At 39.9% G+C, this 24,764-nt stretch carries 12 protein-coding genes; 11 read left to right on the top strand and 1 reads right to left on the bottom strand.

What is annotated here, in order from left to right:
• Positions 1 to 28: 28 nt before the first annotated feature.
• The 10 genes from BO15_RS0103260 (at position 29) to BO15_RS13925 (ending at position 19,800) form a co-directional block, all read left to right on the top strand.
• Positions 29 to 1,339 (top strand): MFS transporter, encoded by a 1,311-nt coding sequence (locus tag BO15_RS0103260; RefSeq protein WP_033152385.1) that lies wholly within the window; start codon positions 29 to 31, stop codon positions 1,337 to 1,339.
• Positions 1,340 to 1,454: 115 nt separating this feature from the next.
• Entirely contained in the window at positions 1,455 to 1,619 is a 165-nt protein-coding gene (locus BO15_RS13610; protein ID WP_157752307.1) for a hypothetical protein, read from the top strand.
• A gap of 4 nt (positions 1,620 to 1,623) precedes the next feature.
• Entirely contained in the window at positions 1,624 to 2,238 is a 615-nt protein-coding gene (locus BO15_RS0103255; RefSeq protein WP_052169747.1) for a Fic/DOC family protein, read from the top strand.
• 83 nt (positions 2,239 to 2,321) lie between these two features.
• Positions 2,322 to 4,196, top strand: a complete 1,875-nt coding sequence (locus BO15_RS0103250; RefSeq protein WP_033152383.1) for a flagellinolysin — start codon at positions 2,322 to 2,324, stop codon at positions 4,194 to 4,196.
• Between the two features lie 201 nt (positions 4,197 to 4,397).
• A complete protein-coding gene (locus BO15_RS0103245) occupies positions 4,398 to 15,002 on the top strand; it encodes a fibronectin type III domain-containing protein (protein WP_033152381.1) in 10,605 nt (3,534 codons plus the stop codon).
• A gap of 180 nt (positions 15,003 to 15,182) precedes the next feature.
• Positions 15,183 to 15,392: a hypothetical protein gene (locus BO15_RS0103240; protein WP_167541202.1), complete on the top strand. Its 210-nt coding sequence runs from the start codon at positions 15,183 to 15,185 to the stop codon at positions 15,390 to 15,392.
• Complete coding sequence (locus tag BO15_RS0103235; RefSeq protein ID WP_242843748.1) at positions 15,382 to 15,621, top strand: helix-turn-helix domain-containing protein; 240 nt, start codon at positions 15,382 to 15,384, stop codon at positions 15,619 to 15,621. Before BO15_RS0103240 ends, BO15_RS0103235 begins: the two co-directional genes overlap by 11 nt.
• 132 nt (positions 15,622 to 15,753) lie before the next feature.
• Entirely contained in the window at positions 15,754 to 16,935 is a 1,182-nt protein-coding gene (gene srtB / locus BO15_RS13030) for a class B sortase (protein ID WP_052169746.1), read from the top strand.
• A 43-nt stretch (positions 16,936 to 16,978) separates the two neighbouring features.
• Entirely contained in the window at positions 16,979 to 19,129 is a 2,151-nt protein-coding gene (locus BO15_RS0103225) for a hypothetical protein (RefSeq protein ID WP_033152377.1), read from the top strand.
• A 14-nt stretch (positions 19,130 to 19,143) separates the two neighbouring features.
• Positions 19,144 to 19,800 carry a lysoplasmalogenase family protein gene (locus BO15_RS13925; RefSeq protein WP_033152375.1) on the top strand — a complete coding sequence of 219 codons (657 nt, stop codon included), beginning with the start codon at positions 19,144 to 19,146 and terminating at the stop codon, positions 19,798 to 19,800.
• Here the strand turns inward: BO15_RS13925 and BO15_RS0103215 are convergent.
• Positions 19,786 to 22,335 (bottom strand): hypothetical protein, encoded by a 2,550-nt coding sequence (locus BO15_RS0103215; protein WP_052169745.1) that lies wholly within the window; start codon positions 22,333 to 22,335, stop codon positions 19,786 to 19,788. The genes BO15_RS13925 and BO15_RS0103215 overlap by 15 nt on opposite strands.
• Positions 22,336 to 22,534: 199 nt before the next feature.
• Between BO15_RS0103215 and BO15_RS0103210 the strand changes: the two genes are divergently transcribed.
• Entirely contained in the window at positions 22,535 to 24,727 is a 2,193-nt protein-coding gene (locus tag BO15_RS0103210; RefSeq protein ID WP_033152373.1) for an LTA synthase family protein, read from the top strand.
• Positions 24,728 to 24,764: the final 37 nt, after the last annotated feature.

The raw sequence follows: 24,764 nt of genomic DNA, 5'->3' as shown, positions 1-24,764 counted from the left end.
TAAACAGCACACACAACGAGGTAGAGACATGAAAATTTTAACACAGTACAAAGGATTGACGAGGGCAAATTATGCATTAGCTATCGGAAGAATGGTCACAAACATGGGTGCCATGATTATGCCAATGCTTACGCTGATATTGAACCAGAAGTTTGGTCTGTCTGCATCTAAGACCGCATTATGGATAATGCTTGCGGGCCTGATTAACCTGCCAGCAAATCTGATTGGCGGCCAGTTGGCAGATAGAATTAGCAAGAAGGCCATGATAATTGCCTGTGATGTGGTGTCCATCACCATTTACCTCATCTGTGGAGTAAAGGCCTTCAACTTTGCATCCTTCATTATGATAATGGTGGCAAGCTTTTTCCAGACAATTGAAGGCCCTGCCTATAGCGCTCTGGTGGCACTTGTTACGCCGCCGGGCAAAGAGGATAAAGCCTTTTCAATCCAGTACATGGGCGCAAATGTGGGCTTCATCCTGGCGCCAATCATCGGAGGATTCCTGTTTAACAACTATCTGTGGCTGTGCTTTATAATCGATGCGGTTACAATCGCCATGTCCACAGTACTGATTATTTTGTTTGTAGATGAAAAGAGTAGCCAGGAGCAGGCCAAAGTGCATCAGCCGGAAGACTCAAGAACACCAGCAACCCAGGTAACTCCAACAACCCAGGCAAACCCAGCAGCTAAAGGTTTCATCAGCATGCTCATTAAAACAAACAAGCCTGTGATTCTTTTCATGCTGGCCTTCGCCCTGTACGAAGGTGGTTACAGCCAGTTCTCGTACCTGATGCCAATCGACTTTGCCAAGTATCACGGAGATATGGGAGCTACCATATACGGCACAGTAATGAGCGTAAGCTGCTTCTTGGTAGTCATCTTGACACCAATAATAACTCAAATAGTTGAATCAAGAAGCAACCAATGGAAGCTAACCGCCGGCGTAGCCGCTCAAATCCTTAGTTTTGGCGTATTTTTAGTAAGCCTTGGCCACATTCCAGCCTACTATATCGCCATTGCAATCTTCATTGTGGGAGAAATCCTTACCATGCTTTGCTTCTCCCCATACATCGTGCAGTCGGTTGGGCCAGAGTACAGGGGCCGAGCATTTGGTTGGATAAGCTTCCTCGGAGCCTTGGCAAGCGGTTATGTCATGTGGTACTCAGGTAGATATGTGGATGCAAACGACGACAGAAATGCCTGGATTTTCACAATCGTCATCTGTGTGATAGCCCTCGCACTGTCAATATTGCTGGATTTCGTCACCAAAACCAGGCCACAAACTAAAACCAGGCCACAAACCGAAAATGCCACTCAAACACCCAGTTATAAACCATAACAAAACAATTAAAAAATGTGATATAATAGAGCCATAGATTAACCACCAATTAACAATCGTTTCGGAATAATAGGTGAAAAATATGGTTTTTAATCCGATAAATAAGGAGAGATTAATGTCTACAGATGAGAAGATAGCTAGCGTCTCTGCCTCGTTTGCAATGGAGGACATGATACTCACACCGCTGGAGCTTGAACGTGGGAGAATGATCATTGAAAAAGAGATTGATGTGGAGGATGTGGTCCGCGAGATTACATCTAGGTATGTTTCAGTAGGATAAGCCTATGATGGATGAATATTACCGCTATGAGTACGAGGATAACGGTCAGTATTGTTATCCCCACACTCACATTCTCAAAAACAAACTTGATATACACGACAAGGAGCAGCTCTTTAAAGCAGAACAGGAGCTTAGCTCCGCGCGGTACTTTGAAATCAGCCAGCGCCCAATTCCTGGGGATTTTTCTTTGCAACATCTTTGTGCCATTCATCGGTACTTGTTCCAGGATATTTACGAGTGGGCGGGCAAGATTCGCACCGTGGATATTTCAAAGGGCACGATCTTTTGCCTGACGCAATTCATAGAAATAGAATTTAAAAAGGTCCATGATTGGATAATTGCCAACAACTATCTGAAGGATATTGATGATAAAGAAGAAATGGCAAGAAAGCTGGCCTACTTGATTGGAGAGATAAACATGATTCATCCTTTCCGCGAGGGAAACGGCCGCGCCCAGCGCGTATTCATCGAATACATCTGTAAAAACAGCAACCATTTCGATATCGATTTTTCTAAAACAACTAAAAATGACATGATTCTGGCCAGCAAAGAAAGCTCCGTCCTGAACTACGGTCCATTCGAGGAGCTTTTGTATAAATGCCTGGTAGATATAAAATAGGGATAAAGTATTGTGTGACATTGCCGACATAATCATTGTAACGAGAAAAATTACCTGAAATACAAGACATAGGGGAATGATTAATGGTAATCCAGCACAATACAAACGCTAGTAACTCTAGCCGTATGTACAACTTAACAAGTGATTCTCTTGGAAAGAGCATGGAAAAGCTTTCCAGTGGATATCGCATTAATCGTGCAGCAGATGATGCTGCAGGTCTTTCTATTTCAGAAAAAATGCGTCGCCAGATACGTGGATTGAATCAAGCATCAACAAACAGTGGCGACGGAATATCTATGGTTCAAATCGCAGATGGCGCGCTAAATGAAGTTCACGATATGCTTCAAAGAAGCAATGAGCTTGCTGTTCAGGCAGCAAACGGAACTTTGTCAGATAGCGACCGCAAGAATATCAACGCTGAAATCATCAAGCTTAAAGACGAAATCAATTCCATTACCGCAAGAACAAAATTTAATGATATACCAATCTTTAGTAAGGACGGCTATGTGCCAAAGCTAAAGTCTATTACTGCGTCATCAAGCCAGGCAACAGCAGTTGAAAAGCTAGCTACAAAGATATCTGATGAGTATTTCCCAAACGCAGTAAGTCAGATTTTGTCTGCATTTCCATCCATTGGAAGCAAGGTAAATGAGCTGGCAGCCACTGATAAAACACCATATGACACAAAGCTTTCAATCGAATACATAGACGGAGTATACGGAACACTTGCATATATGGGTGCAAGATTCAGAATCTACGGTTCGAAGCAAGAATTTGTATCAGGTTCCCTCGGCATGACTGTGGACGAGGCGGATTTTCCATCACTGAATCTTACGGAAAGTCAGATACAAGAACTGGAAAGTACAATCGCTCATGAGACTATGCATGGCGTCATGGACGTAGTAATGCCAAGCGGCATGTATGGCCGCGATGGCTCTGCAAGCGACATGCCAAAGTGGTTTGTGGAAGGCACAGCACAGTTGGCCGGAGGTGGTTTCACAACCGGATGGAACGATAGTCTCATAAACCGGGCAAAAAGTTTAACAAGTGCCACGGACACAAGTCAGGATTCTGCAATTGCTGCATATCTAAGCCAAGGCGGAGATTATACAGTGGATAGTCGCCCATACGGCCATGGATATTTGGCATCAGCTTACGCCAGCTATCTTGCCGCTGATGGAAACGAAGTATCTGCAGGAAATCTGAGAAGTGGAGCGGATAAAATATTTGGCGCACTGATAGAAAAGCAGGATGATAGCTTTAGCTCAGTAGTTGCTAGCCAAACAGGGGTTGATGTTAGCAGCATAGTAAATGCCATCAACACAGGTTCCACCGCAGCTTTTGGAGAAAAGCCAGATAAGCTTAGCGCAGTAGAGTTTGTACGCCAGCTAGCATACAACAGTCTGGGTGGCGCAGGCTCCCTCATTGCAGATGATTTAAAGATTGGTGGAACAGCAATCCTTGGTGATACAGCAGATAAGGATACTCAGCCAATACGTATAACAAACGTTGAAAAGAAGTATAGCAAGCTTGAAAACACAATGCCTGGCGGAACAGCCAATGTTGCTCTTCACTTGGGAACAGATGCTGACCAGACAAATAAGCTGGAAATTCGACTTTACAACATGAGCTGTCAGGCACTTACAATCGACACTACAGAAGTGCTCACTGAAGATACAGCAACTTCTGCAATTGATGAGTTTGGCAATGCCATCCGTTTGGTCAGCGGCGTCCGCAGCTACTTCGGGGCAATGCAAAATCGCCTGGAACACACCATCAAAAATTTGGATAATGTAGTGGAAAATACAGATGCGGCAGAGTCCAGAATACGAGACGCAGATATGGCTGATGAAATGGTGTCTTTGTCCAAGGATAAAATCCTTGCTCAGGCCGGAGAATCAATGCTTGCACAAGCAAATTCCAGCACCGATGGAGTTATGGCTTTACTTCAGTTTTAGAGTAAATACACAATTCAAAAATCCATACATAAAAAATTCAGATTTTAGCGCCCGCAAAGGGCGCTATTTTCACATTAAATTAACATATTTTTTCCGGAAACAGGCTAAAGTTAATAATAAGAAGTGCCGATAATGAAATCGTAAAACTATATTTACGTCTATTTTTGCGTGCAAAAAGCACGAGAAAAGGGGAATTGGCCTATGAACAACAGCATGAATATCTTGAAAAGGATGATGGCATTCTTGCTAGCCATGTTGCTACTTACAACCATGATGGGAGATGATTTCTCATCACTGGCTGATAGCGATTTGGACATGGTAACAGAAACCATCCAAGACGACGGGGCGGCAGCCGACGTAGAAACTACGGAAGGAGAAACTGCGGATACCGCTACGCCTGAGCCAGAGGTAACGGAAGAAGTGACAGAACCGGTTGTAGAAGAACCGGACGTTGTGGAGCCAGAAGTAACTGACCCAGAAGTCACGGATGAAGTAACGAATTCAGAAGAAATAAATATAGACGATTCCCAAAATATAGAAGAACCGGAAGAGGACGCAGAAGAGGAAGAGTGCGAGCACGATTGGAAAGCTGTGTCTAACAATGACGGAACACACACTTGGGTTTGTACAAAGTGCGAAGAGAAGGGTGAGACAGAAGACTGCGAATTCGGAGAAGACGGAATCTGCATCCACTGCGGATATGAGCAGCCAGCAGAAGAGGAAGAGTGCGACCACGAGTGGGAGTACACTTCAAATGAAGATGGAACACATACAAAGCATTGCACAAAGTGTGATGAAGAAGAAATAGAAGATTGCGAATTTGATGAAGATTGGGTATGTGTTCACTGTGAGTACGAGGATATGAGCCTTGTTCAGCAGGAATATTCAAAGACAATCCACGGAGTAAAGGTAACTGTTTCTGGTATGATGCCTAGAAACTCAAAGATTACAGTCTATACTAAATCCCTTACAAGAATGAGTGAGATTGTCAATGAGAACGTTGACGAGGAAGGTACATTCGAAGCCTACGAGGCATTTGATATCAATATTTACGACCGTCATGGAGACAAGTATCAACCAAAGGATGATGGCAACAGTGTTTCAGTTACATTCGAAGGTGTCTCAGAGCTTGCCGACACTCCAGACGAGGAAATCGTAGCATATCGAATTGAAGATGATCAGGAAACAGTAACAGAAATCCCAACTGACGTATCAGGTGAGGATGTTAGTTTTGATGCAGAACATTTCTCAATATATGTAGTAGGTACTCATAATTCAAACTTGTATGCAAGCTATCAGTCATATCAAAACTTTGCAACTATTCTTACTGCACCTACAACTAAAGCTTACACACGTGTAAAAAAAGTTAGATTTGATATGTACGTGGACAGTATTGAAGAATTTAATTTCACAGCCACAGTATATAAGGATTTAACTAGCACAACTAATCCAACATCAGGTACACCTGTAGCGACAAAGACTGATAAAGAAACACCAACATCTACTGGATGGATGACAGTGGAGTTGACGCTTCCAACTTCTACTTCAGGCTATATTCAGGCCGGGGAAAAGTTTTCTATAGTAGTATCTTCAACAAATGACCTTGTAAACATTGGATATGGAACTCAGAAGGATTCGACCTATAGTGCTCCTACATATGTAAAGGGTACAAGCAGCTGGTCAAGAAAAGGTGCAGAAGACGAGATATTCTACATAATAGAAGGCGATACAATCGAGCTTACTGATGTAACGGAAGACACTTATACAATTGATTCAATAACAGCTTCTACAGGAAAAGCGGATAACCAGAAAATATATCACTATGCTGTAGGAGATACTGATACACTATCAGCAATTATAAAAGATGTTGATGGAAATACAGTTAGCAGAACAGTTTCATGGACATCAGATAATGAAAATGTTGTTAAGGTAGATAGTAGCGGAAAGTTGACGGCTGCAGGAACAGGTACGACAACAGTACGTGCGTCTTATACTAATTCAACAACGACAAATACAAAAGATATTACAGTAAACGTTATTAGCGTTTCACTAGCTTCAACAACCAGTACCTATACAGGTAAGGCGATAGAGCCAGAAGTTACAGTAAGCGGAGGAAGTACTGACGCAACAGTAAAAACAAACTATGAAAACAATGAAGATGCAAGTACTTCTACATCAAAAGCAAAGGCCATCACAACCTATACAATTAACGGCCAAACCTATACATTTACAAATGAATTTACAATAACACCAGCAACATTGACTGATGCAGCCTTTGCTTCAGCTGATTTAGTGGTAACAGATGGAGAGGTTACAAGTATTACAGGAACAACTGCGATTGTAGACTCGGGAGTTGCACCTGTATTTAATAAGGATTTTACTGCTACAACATCAGCACCAGCATCTACAGAAAAAGGTATTACTTATGAAGTAGCTATAACAGGCCAAGGCAACTATACTGGCTCATTCACATGGAAAAAGACATTAACAGGAGTTGATGTTAGTACGGTACTTACAGCCAAATTGACATCAAAAGGTATCAATTTGAAGGATACCTATTACACAGGAATACCTAAAGCTCTTACAACAGATTCAGGAGTATGGCAAGAAGTAGCGTTCTATGATAGTGATGGCGTTCAGAATAAGACAATTATTAATGAAGGCACAGCAACATATGTGATTACAGATAAAGGTGGTACAGATTCTAGCCCTATTACAGCCGGAACTAAGACCATCACATTCACTATGAAATCAACTTCAGGATATACAGGTAGTATATCGGTGGATTTCACTATCCAAAAGGCAAACATGACTAGTACCACAATCAAGTGGAAGCATGGTGGAGTAGAAAACAATTATTCATTTGACCATACGGGTTCAGCAATAGAGCCAGTTGCTGGAAAAGATTTCGATGTTTACATCGGAGATGTTCTTCTTACAGCACCAAAACCAGATGATAGTAATTCTGATGCAGAATACAAGGTTTCTTATGTGGGAGATCATACTGCAGTAACAGACACACCATATGTACGTGTGACAGGAACAGGAATCAATTTTGACGCCACAACATATCAGCAATCCTCTTATGTAATTATCCCATGCTACGCTAATGACTTGGTTGTTCGTATTAGCGATGGCACAAACTATGATGGAACTGTATCCAACGGATATAAAACTGGCTATAGCACATATTACAATCCTGCAGAAACTAGCAAATACTTTGCAACAACAGATGCAAATTATAATGAAAGTGAGAACTCACCAAATATAAAAGTGCTACTTCCAGGAGCAACATTGACGAAAGATATAGATTATAAGGTAGAGGTATTCAACGATTCTGCATGTACACAAATACTTACTAATGATGTTACAAGTGGAACTACAAAGTATATCAAGGTTACAGGATTGGGAACTTATGCAACTCAAACTCCTGTAGTAGCCACATATACTGTAGACAAACTACCTTTATCAAACGTTACCGTAACAACAAAAAGTAACATTACCAAGACATTTACTGGAAAAGAAATAGAATTAACACCGGCAACTGCAAGTACAACGGCAACTGCAGATATTACGGTGAAGTATGGTTCAACTATCCTGACATATGGCACTGATTACACAATCGAATACAGTGACAATGTAAATGCAGGAACAGCTACTTATAAGATTGTCGGTTTAAACAATTACACTGGCGAGCTGACCAGCTCAACAAAATATAAATTCACAATCAATAAAGCAAGTATGGCCTCTGGAAACTCAGATGGAGTTACAGTAGGTTTAGTAACTGAGCAAACATTTAAGTATGATGGAAAAGTAAAGAAACCAGCGGTAAAGGTTGTTATAACAACAAATGGAACAACAACATTTGAAGAGTCAATTGACCCAACTACAAACACAACACTTTCAACAGATAACTTTACTGTTTCATATGAAAATGACCCTTCACCAGGAAAACATCTTATTACTTTATCAGCTACATCTACTGGTAATTTGAAAGATAGCGTTACTATACCAATCACTATTGGAAGCAACACCTCTAGCTTTGATATTTGGGTGACAGGAGATAACGGACAGAATCAGGCTCAGAGATTATCTACATTAGATACAACAAAAGAAGAGACTGCCGAAGACGGATCAACATATACGGTATATACAAGATATTATTACCTTGATAATAACTTTAAAACATACTATACAGGTAAGAAGGTAGCATGTGGATTCTCTGTATATGACAGTGAAGGAACACTTTTGGAAAAGGGCTCTGATTATAGTTCATTCTACAGTGGCACAGCTATTAAGGCTTATGTTCAAAGTGGTGATTACACAACATCAACAACAACAAGCTCACCATACCTTTCAATTACAGGATTGGGAAGCTATGAGCACAATAATGCGATAGTTTACTTCGACATCCAGCCACGTAACATTGATGAGGCAACAGTTACTGGAATAGCTGACAACTATCCATGGGTGAAGGATGTTGCTAAGACTCCTGATGCCCCAGTGCTTACATTCAATGGAAAAAATTTGACTGAGGACGATTACACAGTTAAGTACTACGATAATTACGACCCAGAGAATTCCGCAGAGAATAAGGACATCTCAGCAGATGCTGGAACAAAGTACGCAGTATTCACAGCAAAATCCGGTGGAAATTACACTGGTACAAAGGTTGTAACATATACAGTTGGAACAAGCCTTGAAAAGCTCAAGGTTTCAATTTCCAGCGCAACTAACGACAATACAACAGCTGATGGAACTCTTGTAAACAATCTTATTTGGGTAAATCAGGAGGATGTTTCTGCAAAGACCTACAATATAGATTGGATGTGCAAAGTAGAGTCAGATGGAAAGTCTTACGGCGCTGCACCTGTCATTACATTGTTTGACAGTACTGGAACTGTAATAGACGAAAGCAAATATAAAGTTGAGGAAAGCAGTTCTAAATATGGCACAGATAATACTAAAAAAGAATTCTATAACTCGAGAGAAGGCGATGATACTGAGTATAATGTAATAACATATACAGTAACACCTAGGGATAAAGAAGGTTACTTTGGTGAGCCTGTAGTTATTAAGTACAGAATCAACCCACAGCCATTTGCAGGCGGAAGAGTTATGCAGAATGCTGAGAAGCTTAATGACCAGCAGCAATATACAGGTGCGGATATTACAGTAAATCCAGCTTATGTATTTACATACAAATACCAGTTAAAGGACACTCCATTATCAAAAATTGTGGATGGATATTCATGTGAATTAGTAGCAGGAACAGATTTCAAACCTGCATCACTTGAAATTGGAAAGAATGTTGGAGACAACAAATCTGTAACAGTGCAAGGTACTGGCAACTTTATTGGTGACCGCAACATACCAATTAGCATTGTACAGGGTGATGTAAGAGTCTGGGCTGTTTACAATGGTAAAGAAGAAGAAATTACTTCTAAATTGGTAGAAGATACAACCACAACAGAAACAGACGACTATATCGTTGATTTAGGTGGTATATATAGTTACAAAGAGGGCGAAAATCAGTGCCCAGAAATATATGTAACACCAACAGCACTTGAAGGCAAAGAAAATGCATTAGGTACAGCTGACTGCGTCATTGCATATCCTGCAGACCAGACAAGTGCTGATGGTAACGATAAATTAATTACTGTTGACGTAAATAAGAATGGAAATACATCATCTAACTTCAAGACAAAGAAGATTACTGTTAAATATAAGATTAAGACAAATGAAATCACGGGCTTTTATGGAACAATGAGTGATGTTACATACACTCAGACAACTCTTAATTTGAATGCAATCAATACATTAATTGACACAAATAAAGTCGATGTACATTTGTATGAAACAAAGGGTGGTAAAGAGCTTACTAGAGGAACTGATTATGAAATAATTGACGTCGAAACAACGTCGCTTCCTTCATATCAGACTAGTTATTTGACAGTAAAAGGTCTTAATACTTACAGTGGAACAGAGAAGATTTACTTCAATATTGTATTGGATTTGACATCGACAACAGGTTCAAATTCTTTGGCAAGTGTATCCTTTGCATCTAGCAGAAATTTGCTTGTCAACGAGGATACAATAGTTCCAACAATCAAGTATAAGACATTGAATTCAACAGAGTATGATGGAACTATTCCTACAACTATTTCTATTGGTGGAAAAGATGAACCTACATATTCTATAGCAAGAACAAATCCGGGAGAGCCAGGTGAAGATCCAGCAGTATCAGTAACTGGACAGTACCTCTGCGTAAATACTGCAGCCCATGTACTAGCAGCTGATGGTTCCGAGATTTACTTCTTGGCAGATTTAGCAACATACTCAGGTATTTCATTAAAGACAACGACTATTGAGTACACAGGCTCAGTGCTGGACCCAACTACATTATTCAATGGATTATTAGGTAATGCAGGTTCGGCAGATACAAATGGCGATTATACAATAAGCTACAACTATAAAAAGACATCGTCAGCAACAGAAACATCAAATCCAAGCGATGCCAAAGAAGTTGGTGTATATAATGTAGTAGTAACAGCAACAGATAATAGTAAGTATTATGCAAAAGACTCTAATACAGGAACACGCTTTACTTTCTACATTAAATACAATCTAACAAATGCAACTATCAAGATATATGATGAAGCTAACAATGAGATTACAGAAACTTCATACACAGGAAGTGCATTCTCAATAGTTGATCATGTAAAAGTATTTGTAAAAGATACAAGTGAGGCTTCAAAGACAAAGGTTATTTATCACAAGGCATCAAGCTTAGATAGTAATGCGTATATTTCTGTTACACCAGCGACAGTAACAAACATAGACACTTATACTATTAAGGCTCAAAAGGTTACTGGATATGATGATGTTGTATATGGTGAAAAATCAGTAACATTTGATGTTTCAGGAGTTAGCTTAAAGACAAAGGGTACATTTACAATTACTACCCCTGATGATGGATTTATATACACAGGATCAGGAATTGAGCCTAAGGTAACAGGAACAGTTGATGTAGGCGGAACACCAAAGACACTTACAGAAGGAAAAGACTTCTCTGTAACTTACTACAATAATACAAATGCAACTAATGGTGGTGATAAGGCATACATAGGTATTACTGGACTTGGTTCTTATAAGTGCCCAACATTCTACCCAGATAGTCTTAAGTTTGAAATAGAAAAACTTGACTTATCAGATACAGACCATGTAGTTGTAGAGGTAGAAGATGCAACCTATAGCGGTTATTTCCTTGATCCAACTACAGGCGGAGATAAGGTTAAACTTACACCAGACTATGCTGTTTACTATGTAGATAAAGCTAATGGAATCAAGAACAAGCTTCAGGTCCAGACAGGAACAACATCTACAGGTGATTATTATGCACCAGGTGTTGTAGATGGCTCGTTCTATTCAAATAATACAGTAGCAGCAAACAGCACAGATACAGATGCTCCTAAATTAACAGTAACTGCAGGTGCTTCTGGTAATACAAAGAATAGTGCATCAGGAACATTTAATATCAAAAAGCTTGATTTGAATAGTGGTTCAGTTTCCTTTGCACAGAAAACAGCAGAGTACACAGGTGGAGAAATAGATGTAGCCAATATTGTAAAAATGACAACAAGCTACACTGATGCATCTGGAAATGTAGTAACAGTTCCACTTACACAAAAAGGCGCATATCAAGCAGTGGATGATGCTAAGTGCGACTATAGCGTAACAATCAAGAAGGGCAATACAAATATTACAAATGGCAAGGTTACTGAAGCTGGAACGTATACTATTGAAATTAGTGGTTTAAATAGCTGTGAATCAAAGATTACTGACACATTTACAGTAACTGAGCGTTCACTTTCAAGCAATTATCACTACTACTATAGTGCTGGAAATGGATTCCAAGGAACTTGGACATATAAGAGTGATTTGGATACAAACACTACAACTGCAGAACCTGGATATATTACAACAGGTGGTCTTAAGGACTCAGCAGGTAACATAACTGATACTCTTACAATTATGGTATATGATGTGGTTACCAAAGATGCAAATGGTGGCGTAAATGTACCAAAGATTGCCATTACAGATGTTTACAAAGGTGCAGGAACAAATGGCGCAGATGTAACCTATGAATTGGTTGAGAATAAAGACTTTACTCTATCTGTAGAAAACGCAAAGGATACAGGTTCTGCCGAGTGGAGTGCAACGGTTACAGATGATAAACATGCACCAGTTGCATCAACATCACCAAAAGTAATTATCACCGGTACAGGTACATATACGGGTACTTTGGAATTACCATTTAATATTGGTAAGAATCTTAATAATTTAGGAATAACTGTAACATATAGGTATGGAAGCAACACTTATGAATACAATACTTCTGAGAATAATTCAGAGAAGTTTAAAGATCAGTGGACATACGATTATGATTCTAAAGCTCACAAGCCAGTAGTAGTAAGTGTTGGAAGTATATCAGCAAAGAATTACACAGTTACATATACAGATGAAAGTGGAAACACTGACGCATGTATAAATGCAGGTTACAAGAAAGTTGTAATAACGGGTGAAGGCGATTACTGTGGAACAATAACACAGACGTACAAGGTAAATAAGAGAAAGATTAGTGATTCGACTACCTCTCTATTTGAGACCCAAAACCCTATGCAGTCATCTGATGGAATGTTGCAGTTTACAATTTCAGGAACAAATCTGTCAAGAATGACAGCTGATGATGTTCAAACATATCTTGTGGACACAGGAAAGATTAAAACAACTGATACTGACAATCAGACTAAATTTGTAGGATACTATTACACTACTTACGATGGCGCTACAGTTAAACCAACCGTGAAGATAGAAGATTTAGGATTAAATACAGTTGTAGATAATACTAAAGATGTAAAGATTACATATGAACCTGATTGTGGTACTGCATCTACATTTATTTACGAAGGAAGTACATTAAAATACACCACTAGCACAATTAACATAGAGTTTAGGACAGATAATGATGCAGAGAATATAGGAAACTATTATGCTCCTACAAATCCTATTACATTTACAATAAAATTTATTATTCTTGAAGACGCGCTAAATGACTTTGATGTCAAGTTTGTAAATGGAACAGATGATAACATGTATGATTATGCTGATGGTGACGAGATTAAACCAGAGGTAACAGTATTTAATACTAAGAGAGAACTTGAATTAGGTACAGATTATACTCTTAAATATGATGATAATGTAATGCCTGGTAAGGCTACAGTCACTGTAACAGGTATAGGTAATTATTCAGGGGACAAGAGCTTGAATTTCTACATAACAGGAGATTTAAGCAAAACATCTGTATACTATTACGATGAGAATAAGAACTTCGTAAAAGCCGGAGATGATATTGGACCAGTTCAAACATATCATGGTGAAGGTATTACTAAGGGTGATCCGCAAATGTATCTCGTATTAGAGCGAGATGGTGGAAATCCTGAAGATGAAAAGCTTACCTATGATGTTGAGTATAGCTGTGTTAAGTCCGATTCAGACACTCGAACAGGTGAGGTTACATATAGAGGTATTACTGATGCTTCCAAGGATATCTATTGGTCAGGCGATAAGAAGGTAACATTTAACGTTGATTTTGATATTTCAAATATTGGTATTACAAACTATAAGTCTGAATATCAGTACACAGGATATCCTATCATTCCTGACTTTAAGCTTGATTACAGCGAGTCAGTTGCATCAATCACTAGTATCGAATACAAACGTGATGGCAAGACAATCACATATACTGGTGATGGTGAGACTGTTACAGAAGCACCAGACTTTGTAGAACCTGGAACAATTGAAGCTACAATCAACTATGAAGTAAATGGTGAAGCAGGATCGAAGACTATTAAGTACAAGATTACACCAAGAAATGTTTCAGTAGCTGAAAGTGATACAAGCTATTGTACAGTAGTATTGGCAAGTGAGCAGAGATATACAGGATTATCAGTTATCCCTTCTTACACAATATTTATTACATCGTACAATTTACAGACAGATAAGAAGCAGATTTTCAAAAAGCTTGTTGAATACAATTCAGAAACTGGTGTTGGTGATTACGAAATCAGCTATCCAAATAAGGTTTACAGTACTTCGAATGAAGATTGCACATTTACACTCACAGGTAAAGGTGGAAGACTTACTGGCACATACACAAAGAACTACACGATAAAGCTTCAAAGTGTTGCTAATCTTGTAGTAACAAGCAAGACTTCTGAATCAATATCAGTAGAATGGGTACGTGATATATTCTCTGATGGAACAACATTGACTCTTGAGAAGATTAATTCATCTGGAGATTATGAGGTAATCAAGATTGCTGGTGCAGCAAAGTCGACGACATATACTTTTACTGGATTAACAGGAAGTACAACTTACAGAGTTAGTGCGACTGCATATGCTAATGCTCCTGATGGAACAACATTACACAGTAAAGCCGAAACAGTAGAAACAACAACAGATATTTCTACATCAAGCTTCGATGCAAATAGTTATGAAACAGGTAATGCAACATTAACATGGAGCACAACAGGCAATGTAACAATTTACTACATTTACAGAGCAGAAGATGAAACAAGTGAAGGAAAGTTAGTAGCAATCCTTCCTGCATCTACTGGAGCTTACACAAATACTAAGCTTACTTCAGGTCAGACATATTACTATCATATAGATGGTTATGGTCGCGTAAATGGAGTGCGTCAAAAGATTACAGAGTCAGAGCATAAGCCAGTAACTATCAAATAATATGTAGAATGAAGGCTCTAGGGCAGTATGCCCTGGAGCCTTTTTTGTAACTGAAGATTATCGTATTGACGCAATGCGTATATATTGATATTATATATTCTAGAGATGTATTAGGTATGGATGCTGCAGCAAAGTAAGAATTAAAGAAATGAAATTGGTGTAAAAGATTTAGCAAAACAAATGAGGTATTATAAGGAATCAGAGGAAGGGGTGGAAGCTGTGTGTAAATTGATGGAAGATATGAAAAATCAAAAAGCACAAGAAACAAGGCTTGATGATATACAAAAAATGATGACAAAGCTTAAATTAACAGTAGAGCAGGCTATGGATGTATTGGATATACCCCAATCAGAAAGAATGTCATATCTAGAAAGAATAGATGCTAGATAATTTGAGAGACGCCAGAGAGGTACATAGTGTGGATACTGCAGAAGAAATAAAAAACTTAAGAGATGAAATGGGAATGAATCGCAAAGAGTTTTGTGAGTACTTTGAGATACCATATAGAACAGTTACTGACTGGGAAGCTGGCAAAAGAAATATGCCAGAGTATGTTTACAGACTTATGAGATATAAAGCTGGTATTGAAGAGCTTATAAATATACAGAATAACGAATAGTCATACTAGGGCCAAGGATTTTTATCCTTGGCCCATTCTATAAATAGAAAAATTTTTAATCAATTAATTGTGTGTTCCTATTGAATTTGATACAATATATTGTAGTATCATGTGCAATAGGAAGAACGATATATGTCAGACAAGAAAAGGTTTAGTATTGGTGGGTTCGAGTTTGAAACTCACTATGAATATCGTGCAGCCCAAGAGGACGTCAAAAAAATAGAGTGCATCAATGAGGAGCTTGATATACAAGATCCAGAGGTTGCCCTACGCCTATATAATGATATTCGTGATGGCATCATTACATTCAACAGTCCAATCGGAGCTCAGTACACAGAGCACGTGGCTGATATTGTGGCAAACAAATCGGCAGGACTTCTAGACGATAGAGAGATAATCGAAGAGGCAGCAACAAAGGCTAAAAGCTCCAGACGCCTTGGCTTGGTGTTTGTAGCTATGGCTGTGGTGCTCATTGGAGTATACGCGGCAGTGGAAATAAAGGACGTTTACGAGACCAGAAAAATAGCTGCAGAAATACAAAATCGAGAAGATAATACCCAAAACACTAATATTTCACAAAATAACGTTAATATTGATAATGATAATGACGATATAGATTCTGTAGAGGACTCAAATAGCGGTGATGTGTCGTCCAATTCAGCTGCAGCTAATGAAATTACTGAGGATTTAATAGTTAGTCCTTGGGACAAGAATTATGCGGCTGATGAGCGCGAGATTCTTCCAGATATGACTGATTTATACTCACAAAATAGCGACTTTGTGGGAATCCTGGAAATCGTTGACACGGATATCAACTATCCAGTCATGCAAACGCCGAACGACCCAGAATACTATTTGAGAAGAGATTTCTATGGAGAAACGAGTACCGCCGGTACTTTATTCGTCGATTATCGTTGCGACATAGTTAATCCGACCACTAACACCATCATATATGGTCACAACATGAGATCAGGGACCATGTTTGGTGGATTAAAGAGATACTTAGACTATGATTATTATCAGTCGCATAAGACGATAATCTTTAAAACTCTATATGAGGAGCAGGAGTACGAAGTTGTTGGTGTAGGCCTGTCAGCAGTGGGTTATGATGATGACGACAGCTACAAATACTACAATTTCATCGACGCAGTTACAGGCTCAGAGCTCCAGGAGTTTTTAGATAATATCCAAAGTTTATCGGTATACGACGAGACAATCGACATAAGTTCTACTGACAAGATTTTGACCCTTAGCACTTGCAATAGCTACACCGAAGACGGTCGCATGTTTGTGGTGGCAAAGAGAGTCAAATAAAAATAACAGAGCCTAAAAACTTGGATTTAGGGATGGGAATGCTATGGTGAAAAAGAACAAGGGATTATTGAAAAAAATAGGATGTATTCTAATTAGCGCATCTATTCTTCTGACGGGCTGGACCTTCTTTGGCAGCTCAATTTCGATTGCAGACGGGGACACGGCTATCGTGGACGAAGTTCTGAATGAGGACCCAGATATAATTGAAGAAGATGTTGAAGAGGTGGCAGAGCCTGAGGAGCCTGAAGAATCTGAAGACGTAGTTGATTCTTCAGAGGAAACAACAGAGGAAGCCACAGACGAAACAACCACGACCTTCAGCACTGATTCATTAGAATTAAATAGCTTACCAGAAGATGCTCTTGGCGCATCGCTTGCATCAACAAATGACGATGGTTCATACACAGCAGATGACGGTGCAACTTATGCTGATAGTAGCATGACAGAATTAGTAAAAGTCCCAAAATCAGTTGGTACATCATTTACAGTTCCTAGCTCTGTAACAGTAATTGACGCAGGAGCTTTCGATGGAAGCGATGTTAAAAATCTTACATTTGAAGATGGAACAAAAATCACATCTATTGGAACGCATAATTCTTGGCCAAACACAGGCTCTGTAGATGATATGACATATGTTTCTTGCTTAGGATGTTCTTCAACATCAGTAGTAGTAACCTATTTCCAGGAGTTACAGGACGCAGGAAAGTTTATCGAGATTAATTTTGACAACTCAGGAACAACAACAACATTTACTATTACATATGACTACACTTTATTAGCAAAAGATGGTACAGTTCTCAGAACAGAAACTGGAGTTTCAAACGAAACAGTTGTTGCAGGAAAAACACCAAATGGAGTCACAGCTACAACATATACAGATGCTAATGGTGTTGAGTATGCTAGAATGACAGATTTAGATCCTGATTTAGTTGTTGCGACAAAGAATACAACTTATACATATACTTTCCAAGCGACAACAGAAACATACGAGATTACTATCATATATCAGTTGAATGATGCTGATGGTAATAAAGTAAAAGATGTTACCGCTACAAAATTAGATTTAGCTTCAGGCACAACACCTACCTACACAGCAGACTCAACATACACAGACGGAACAACAACATACAAACTTACATCTAGCCCAACATTTGAGAAAGTTACAGCAGATGCAACATATACATACGTATACACAGCATCCTCATCCGAAGAAGAAGGCGGTGGCGGTGGCGGCGGTTCAGATGCCAAGAAGTACTCAGGTACAATCGTGGGTAACTTCTACGAGAACGATGGCAAGACAGCTATCGGCACACGTCAGGTTGGTTCATTCTCTCAGGCAGCAGGCACAACAGTTTCAGCACCTGCAGTAGATGGTTACACAGCATTTGGCACTACAACTTATAAGGTAACAGCTACAGATGGCCAGACAGCCACATTCAATTACAAGAGAAACAGCTCATCTTCATCAAGCTCTACAAAGAAGTTTAAGGTCACAGTTTATGATGAATTCTATGACCAGACAATGACAAAGAAGATTGAGACAAAGACACGTCAGACTGACACATATGCTCAGGGAGATACATACAGCTACGAGCCAAAGACATACTCTGGTTACGAGTTCGTTACAGCAGAGAATCAGTCAGGTACAGTAAATCAGGATAGAACAGTAACATTCAAGTATAAGGCAACAACAGGCTCTACAAAGACTGTTACAAATTCTAAATATACAATCACAGCTGGTGCAAACCAGAAGGTACCATCAAACGTAGGAACTGTTAAAATCACTTGCGACGGTCCACTTGATAAGATTGTTGCAATCAAGGTTGATGGTGTAGCACTTGCTCAGAACCAGTTCACTGTAGAGTCAGGTTCAACAATCCTTACTCTTACTGCTTCATATGTTGCAAGCCTTTCAGCTGGCGACCATGTAGTCAGATTTGAGTACACAGACGGTTGGGCAGAGACATTACTTACAATCACAGGAAAGACAACAACCACAGTTACTTACAAGGTAAGCAGCGACGGTTCAATTTCTTCTGGCCACACAAAGGATACAACACCTACTACAGCAGATGGTTTCGATAGCAGATATTTACTTTGCTTAGCAATCTTCTTACTTGGAGCAGGTACAATTCTTTTCAGTAAGCAGAAGAAGCTTGAGGCTATTCTTGCAGGTGAGAGAGACGACGAATAAGTCGGGTGAAAAATATGATAATAGAAACTATTATTTATGTAGCACTTATAATTGCATTATTTGCTGTATGTGATAATAGATTTTCAAGGAGATACTATGTCCCATTAAAGGTGATCTGTAGTATCTCCTTTTTGGTTATTCTATTTATCAATCAGTGGTATTCAGAAAGACTAGGTTTGCTTCTGTGGGCCCTATTAGCCTGTTTTATAGGCGATTTGATGATGGGCCTATACAATACCTATAGCCGGAAACAAGCCATGGAAATAGGCATTATAGCCTTTATGCTGGGCCATGTAGGATTGCTTAACTACATGTGTCGAATCTCCGTCGGAACCAATGTGCTTGTGTACATCGTGCCAGTGATTCCATGCTTGATACTCATAGGCATGCAGAAGTGGTGTCACCTCCATATGGGCAGTCTTTTCGTTTCATGCATAATCTACTGCTACTTCGTATCTACAATGACTTTAAAGGCCCTAGAATGCGGTTTAAACGGCACACCAATCCTTGGCATCGCGGGAATGCTTTTCCTATTCAGCGACTTCACAATATTGTTTTTGTATTTTTATCATTATAAAAACCGCAACAACAAGCGGTTGGTTCACTATGTGAACCTAGGCACTTATTATGCTGCGGTTTTATTATTCATATATAGTTTACTGTATGTATGATACAAAGACATTACCAAATGACTCAAAATAGTCACTAGCTTCGGTTAGTGACATTTTTTGATTCTGGCTTGTCATAGGATCGAAGTATATGATGGAGCTTGCATCGTATCCTACGATAAGTACTGCAGTGTCATCACCGGTGTAAGCGTACACTGGTGTGCCAAGGTTTACATAGTAGAGCACCTGGCTAAGTGACAATCCTGTTAAATCAAGAATGTCGTAATCCTTCAATGTCTTTGAAAGCACCGAAATAGGTGTTTCTCCTGATTCCAATAGTGTGTGAACCTGCACATTTTCCCCAGCTTGAACAAGCATAGCTGAAAGAGCTCTGGCGCTGCCGGAAGCCTCCGAATCACTAGAACCAACAGCGATTCCTGTGATTGCATTCTGATATGACTTGCGGCCTCGTTTCCACACATATTTAGGTGTGTTATCAAGTACGATTCCCATGTTTTCATCGGCCTCAGTAATGGCACGATTCAAATCGTCAGTGGCCAGCGAAACCTTGCTGCCTACATATACAAAGTATTGTGTAGAGCTTGTGGCAGAGGCAACTGAAATTGAGTGACTGCCATCGGCAAGTACCAAGCCAGGCACATCGTAATCCACTTTGCCAAGCTTTTCGTCTTCCTCCAGCTCGGCCATTGTAAGAACAACAACCTGCTCCTTAGCGTCGTCTGATATTGTGCTAACATCAACGGCTTTGTTTTGCTCGCCGGCACTGTTTTTGATGGTGTCCCCATCAGCGGTGGTGATAATTCCCTCAGAATCTATCTGAATTCGTTCCAGATAAATGGTGTAGGATTCAATTGAAACATCTGTAATGTAGTAACCATTCTTCTGATATGTCATCAGCTCACGTCCTGAGCCAGAGGAGATATCAGCAATTGTCAGTTTGTACATTGGATAAACAGTGGAGCCGGCACCGTCAGTAGTGATGTCGTTCTCATTTAAAGTACCATAGATCAAATCGTCATCCAAAAAGGCAAGCGGCTTTAAAAGCTGTCCTGTGCCTGCGGTAATATCATAGGAATTTCCAGTCTCCAAATCCATGATGTGGATTGAATCTGACATATCCTCCTGATCCATCCAAGCCAGGTATCTGCGGGATGCAGACACGGCGTACTGAGCATCATCAAGGCCTGTCATCAGCTCCTTGGTCGTAAGCTCGTTTAAGTTCATATATAGAAGAGTTCCATTTACCATGATGTAGAACTGGTTGTCAGCTGTCTCGTACAAAAGCTCCGAGAAGTTGGCGTTCAAAATCTGGTAAGAGCTTGTAGAGGTGATGAACACCTGCTCAGTGGAAGTATCTTCGATGGCATCATAGTGATAAAGATTGATACCACATTCGCCTTCGTGGCTGCCGGAATTCATGTATCCATAAACAACATAGTCCATAGTACCGGATTCATCGATATTCAAAAGAAGAATCTGGTGTTGGTCATAAATAGAACGGCTGTCAGTAGGGTCGTCCACAAAGCTGAAAATTTGCTTGAGTGTGCGGTCCGTCTGATTGTATTCGTAAAGTGAACCGTTTTGAACGAATGAAACAATGGTTCCAGTTTCGTTTGACATATACTGTAAATCTGGATTAGTGATGCCGATGTTTAGCAGGTTTTTGTTAAAGGAAACGGACTCCTCATCCAAAATCTGCTCCATAGTTCTGTCGTAAGAAAGCAGATATAATCTGTCGGAAGTATAGCGGATTCTGAAATCCTCAACACATGTGTAGTACTCAGATTTACCAGAGTTATCTCTATTTAATAGGTAAGTGAATGTGAGGCTGATGTAGTTGCTGCTGATATCGGTGAGAGCAGTGTTTACATCACCTACCTGTGTGCCATCAAATCCGCTGTATGAAATCTGTGCAAGATTTGAATTGATAGTAACATGGTTTAAATCCGCTGAAGCAGAAGATGAAGGCTCAATATATGTGGCTAAATCTGTTGCATCCTCTGAAAGAGCAGTGTTGTGGAAGTACTGAGCAAAATCAAGTATCTCTTCCTCGTTACATCCGTCAGGCTGCATGATTCTAGTGTAGTAGTAGATTTCCTCTGAGCCGCTTGTAAGAGTAAGAATAAGAAGATACTCCTCATTCTTTTCAATCAGGTTTTCCGCCTGGAAGCTAGCTGTGAGAATGCCATCATTAGATGTAAATTCCAACTCGTTATTCGAAATGTTTCGCTGGGTATCCAAAGAGCGTATCTCATATGATAATCCATCCACATCGTAGTCCTTGGAATCCACCGTGATAGACACGTTTCTTTCAGAATCCAAAGGGATGATGGCGTCTCGCATGTAGGCTGGGTCCATCTCTGTTACATAGCCGTGAAGCTCAGTATAAGCATCACCAAGGTAATCAATGGTGACAGTAGGCAGTGTAGGAGAGGACTGGGCCGATACCTCCTGGGGCTCGCTGATATTGGTGACTATTTCGAAGAACACCACTGAAACCACGAAAACAACCATCAAAATGGCCACTCGCTTAAGGATTTCTGTAGGGATGCCCTTCTTATAGAATTGTAACTTCATATATTCTCGCTTTCTTGATTAAATATCTTTTAAGTGTTATAATCCGTTGGAATTTTGATTTTAAGATATTCAGATGTCCTATCTTTAATAAGAAATGTTTTTCTTTGATAGGCTCTGAATATTTAACATTTTATCACTATTTTTTCATACTGTCTTGATTAAATTAGATTAGATGTAATTTGTGCTAATCGGAGGATTCATGAAAAGATTTTTTTCAAAAATAAAGACCGGCGTTGTATGGCTGGGAAAGAACATAAAAAAGCCATTTATCAAACTAGCTAACTCAAAGGCTGTTCAGTCTTATATAGGAAGTAAATTCCATAAAACATGGTTGATGCTGTGGGATAAATACTCATTCTGGATGCACATTCCACTGGCCATGCTACTGATATTTGTTATGGAGTGGATGTCACGACATTCATTTACAGCAGCATGTGGCTTCGTAGTTAATCACACAGGACCTTTCCTATTTAATTCATATTGCATATTCGTAGCACTTTCAATTGTGTTCCTAAGCAAGAGACGTGGTTGGTGGCGAGTATTCGTCAGCATGATATTTATAATCCTCGGTATTATAAACAGCGTCATTCTGTTGAACCGTGTTTCACCATTCGGCTACACTGATTTATACATGATCAGCGATTTGCTTACAATGCAGGATTCCAACTACTTCTCAGCACAGGAAGCTATGCTTGCAATCACAGCCTTGATAATCTACATAATCATCATGATTATCTACTTGAAAATAGGCAAGAAAAAGCAGAACGGCAAGCCATTCTGGCAGAGATTGATACTTGTGGTGGCCCTTTGGGTTTCTCTTTATCCATCCACATTGCTTCTTAGAAACTCAGGAATCATGACATCCTACTTCGGCAACCTTGCCCAGGGATATTTGGATTATGGTTACTTATACGGCTTCTCTACTTCGGTTCTCGACCGTGGTATGAACCGCCCATTCGGTTATTCAAAGAGCAAAATCGAAAGCATTGTTGATGAAGATTCTGCTTATGTCAGCACACTTGAGATTCCATCAGAGGACGACTCACAGCCAAACATCGTTGTTATCCTACTTGAGTCATTCTACGATGTATCAGAGGCAGATTTTATCGAGACAAGTGAGGACCCAATTCCTTACATTCATTATTTGGAGCAGAACTACTCTACAGGCCACTGTATCGTACCTGTAGTTGGTGCCGGAACATGTAACTCCGAGTTCGAAGTACTTACAGGTCTTAGCTGTAACTTCTTCGGCCCAGGTGAGTACCCACAGAAGACCATCCTCAAGGAGACAGATGTTGAGAGCTACGCCGATGTACTTTCAGAAGATGGCTACAGCACTCATGTTGTTCACAACAATGGTGGTAACTTCTATTCAAGAGCAAACGCATTCTCCATGATGGGATTTGATACATTCACATCAAAGGAGCTTTTAGATATTACAGATTACACTCCACTTGGTAACTGGCCTACAGACGACATCCTTATTGATGGTACTCTTGATGCCATGAATTCTACACCAGAGAGTGATTTCGTATACACTATCACAGTTGAAGGCCACGGTGCCTACCCAACTTACCAGGTTGAGGAAGACCCAGCTATCAAGGTCAACGCAGTTGGCAAGACAGAAGAAGAAAACTGGGCTTGGGAATACTACATCAACCGTATCTACAACGTAGATGATTTTGTTAAGCAGTACATCGAGGCGCTTGATGCCAGAGGTGAGGATACACTTGTTATCATGTTTGGTGACCACCTTCCAACTATGGGTCTTACAGATGATGAGATTGCTACCGGTGATCTTTACAAGACAAAGTACTTCACATGGAACAACTTCGGTATGGAAAAGGTTGATGAGGACCTTGCTTCATACCAGCTTGTATCAGAGTTCTTAAACAGACTTAATATTCACAACGGAAACATCAACGCTTACCACCAGACAGCAATGGCTGAGGGCAAGGAGCGTGGAACTAGTGAATACATGAACGACTTACGTATGCTTCAGTACGATATCATGTATGGAGATCGTTACACATACGAGGTTGGCACAGAGTACGGCCCTTCAGACATAATCATGGGTGTAAATGATGTCACAATCGACAGCGCATACTTCTTCAATGGAAGGTTGCATATCTACGGTGATGAGTTCACTAAATGGTCTAAGGTATACGTAAACGACCAGCAGGTTTCAACAAAATACGAATCGGGACAGGTTCTTTCAATAAAGGCTTCCGATGTTAAAAACGGCGATGTAATCAAGGTTTGCCAGGTAGGTAGTTCAAACACTATATTCCGCGAATCAAATGAGTACACCGTATTCGATCCAAACTATGTTGAGGAAGAAGAGGAATCAGAATTAGAGGAATCTGAAACATCAGAAGATGCAGATGAATAAAAATAAGGTCGCAAGGCATTAAGCTTTGCGACCTTTG

Origin of the sequence: Pseudobutyrivibrio ruminis HUN009 (assembly GCF_000703005.1) — a bacterium.
Classification (GTDB): Bacteria; Bacillota; Clostridia; order Lachnospirales; family Lachnospiraceae; genus Pseudobutyrivibrio; species Pseudobutyrivibrio ruminis_A.
Note: the sequence above shows the minus strand (reverse complement) of the source record. Positions and strands in the feature narration are given on the sequence as shown.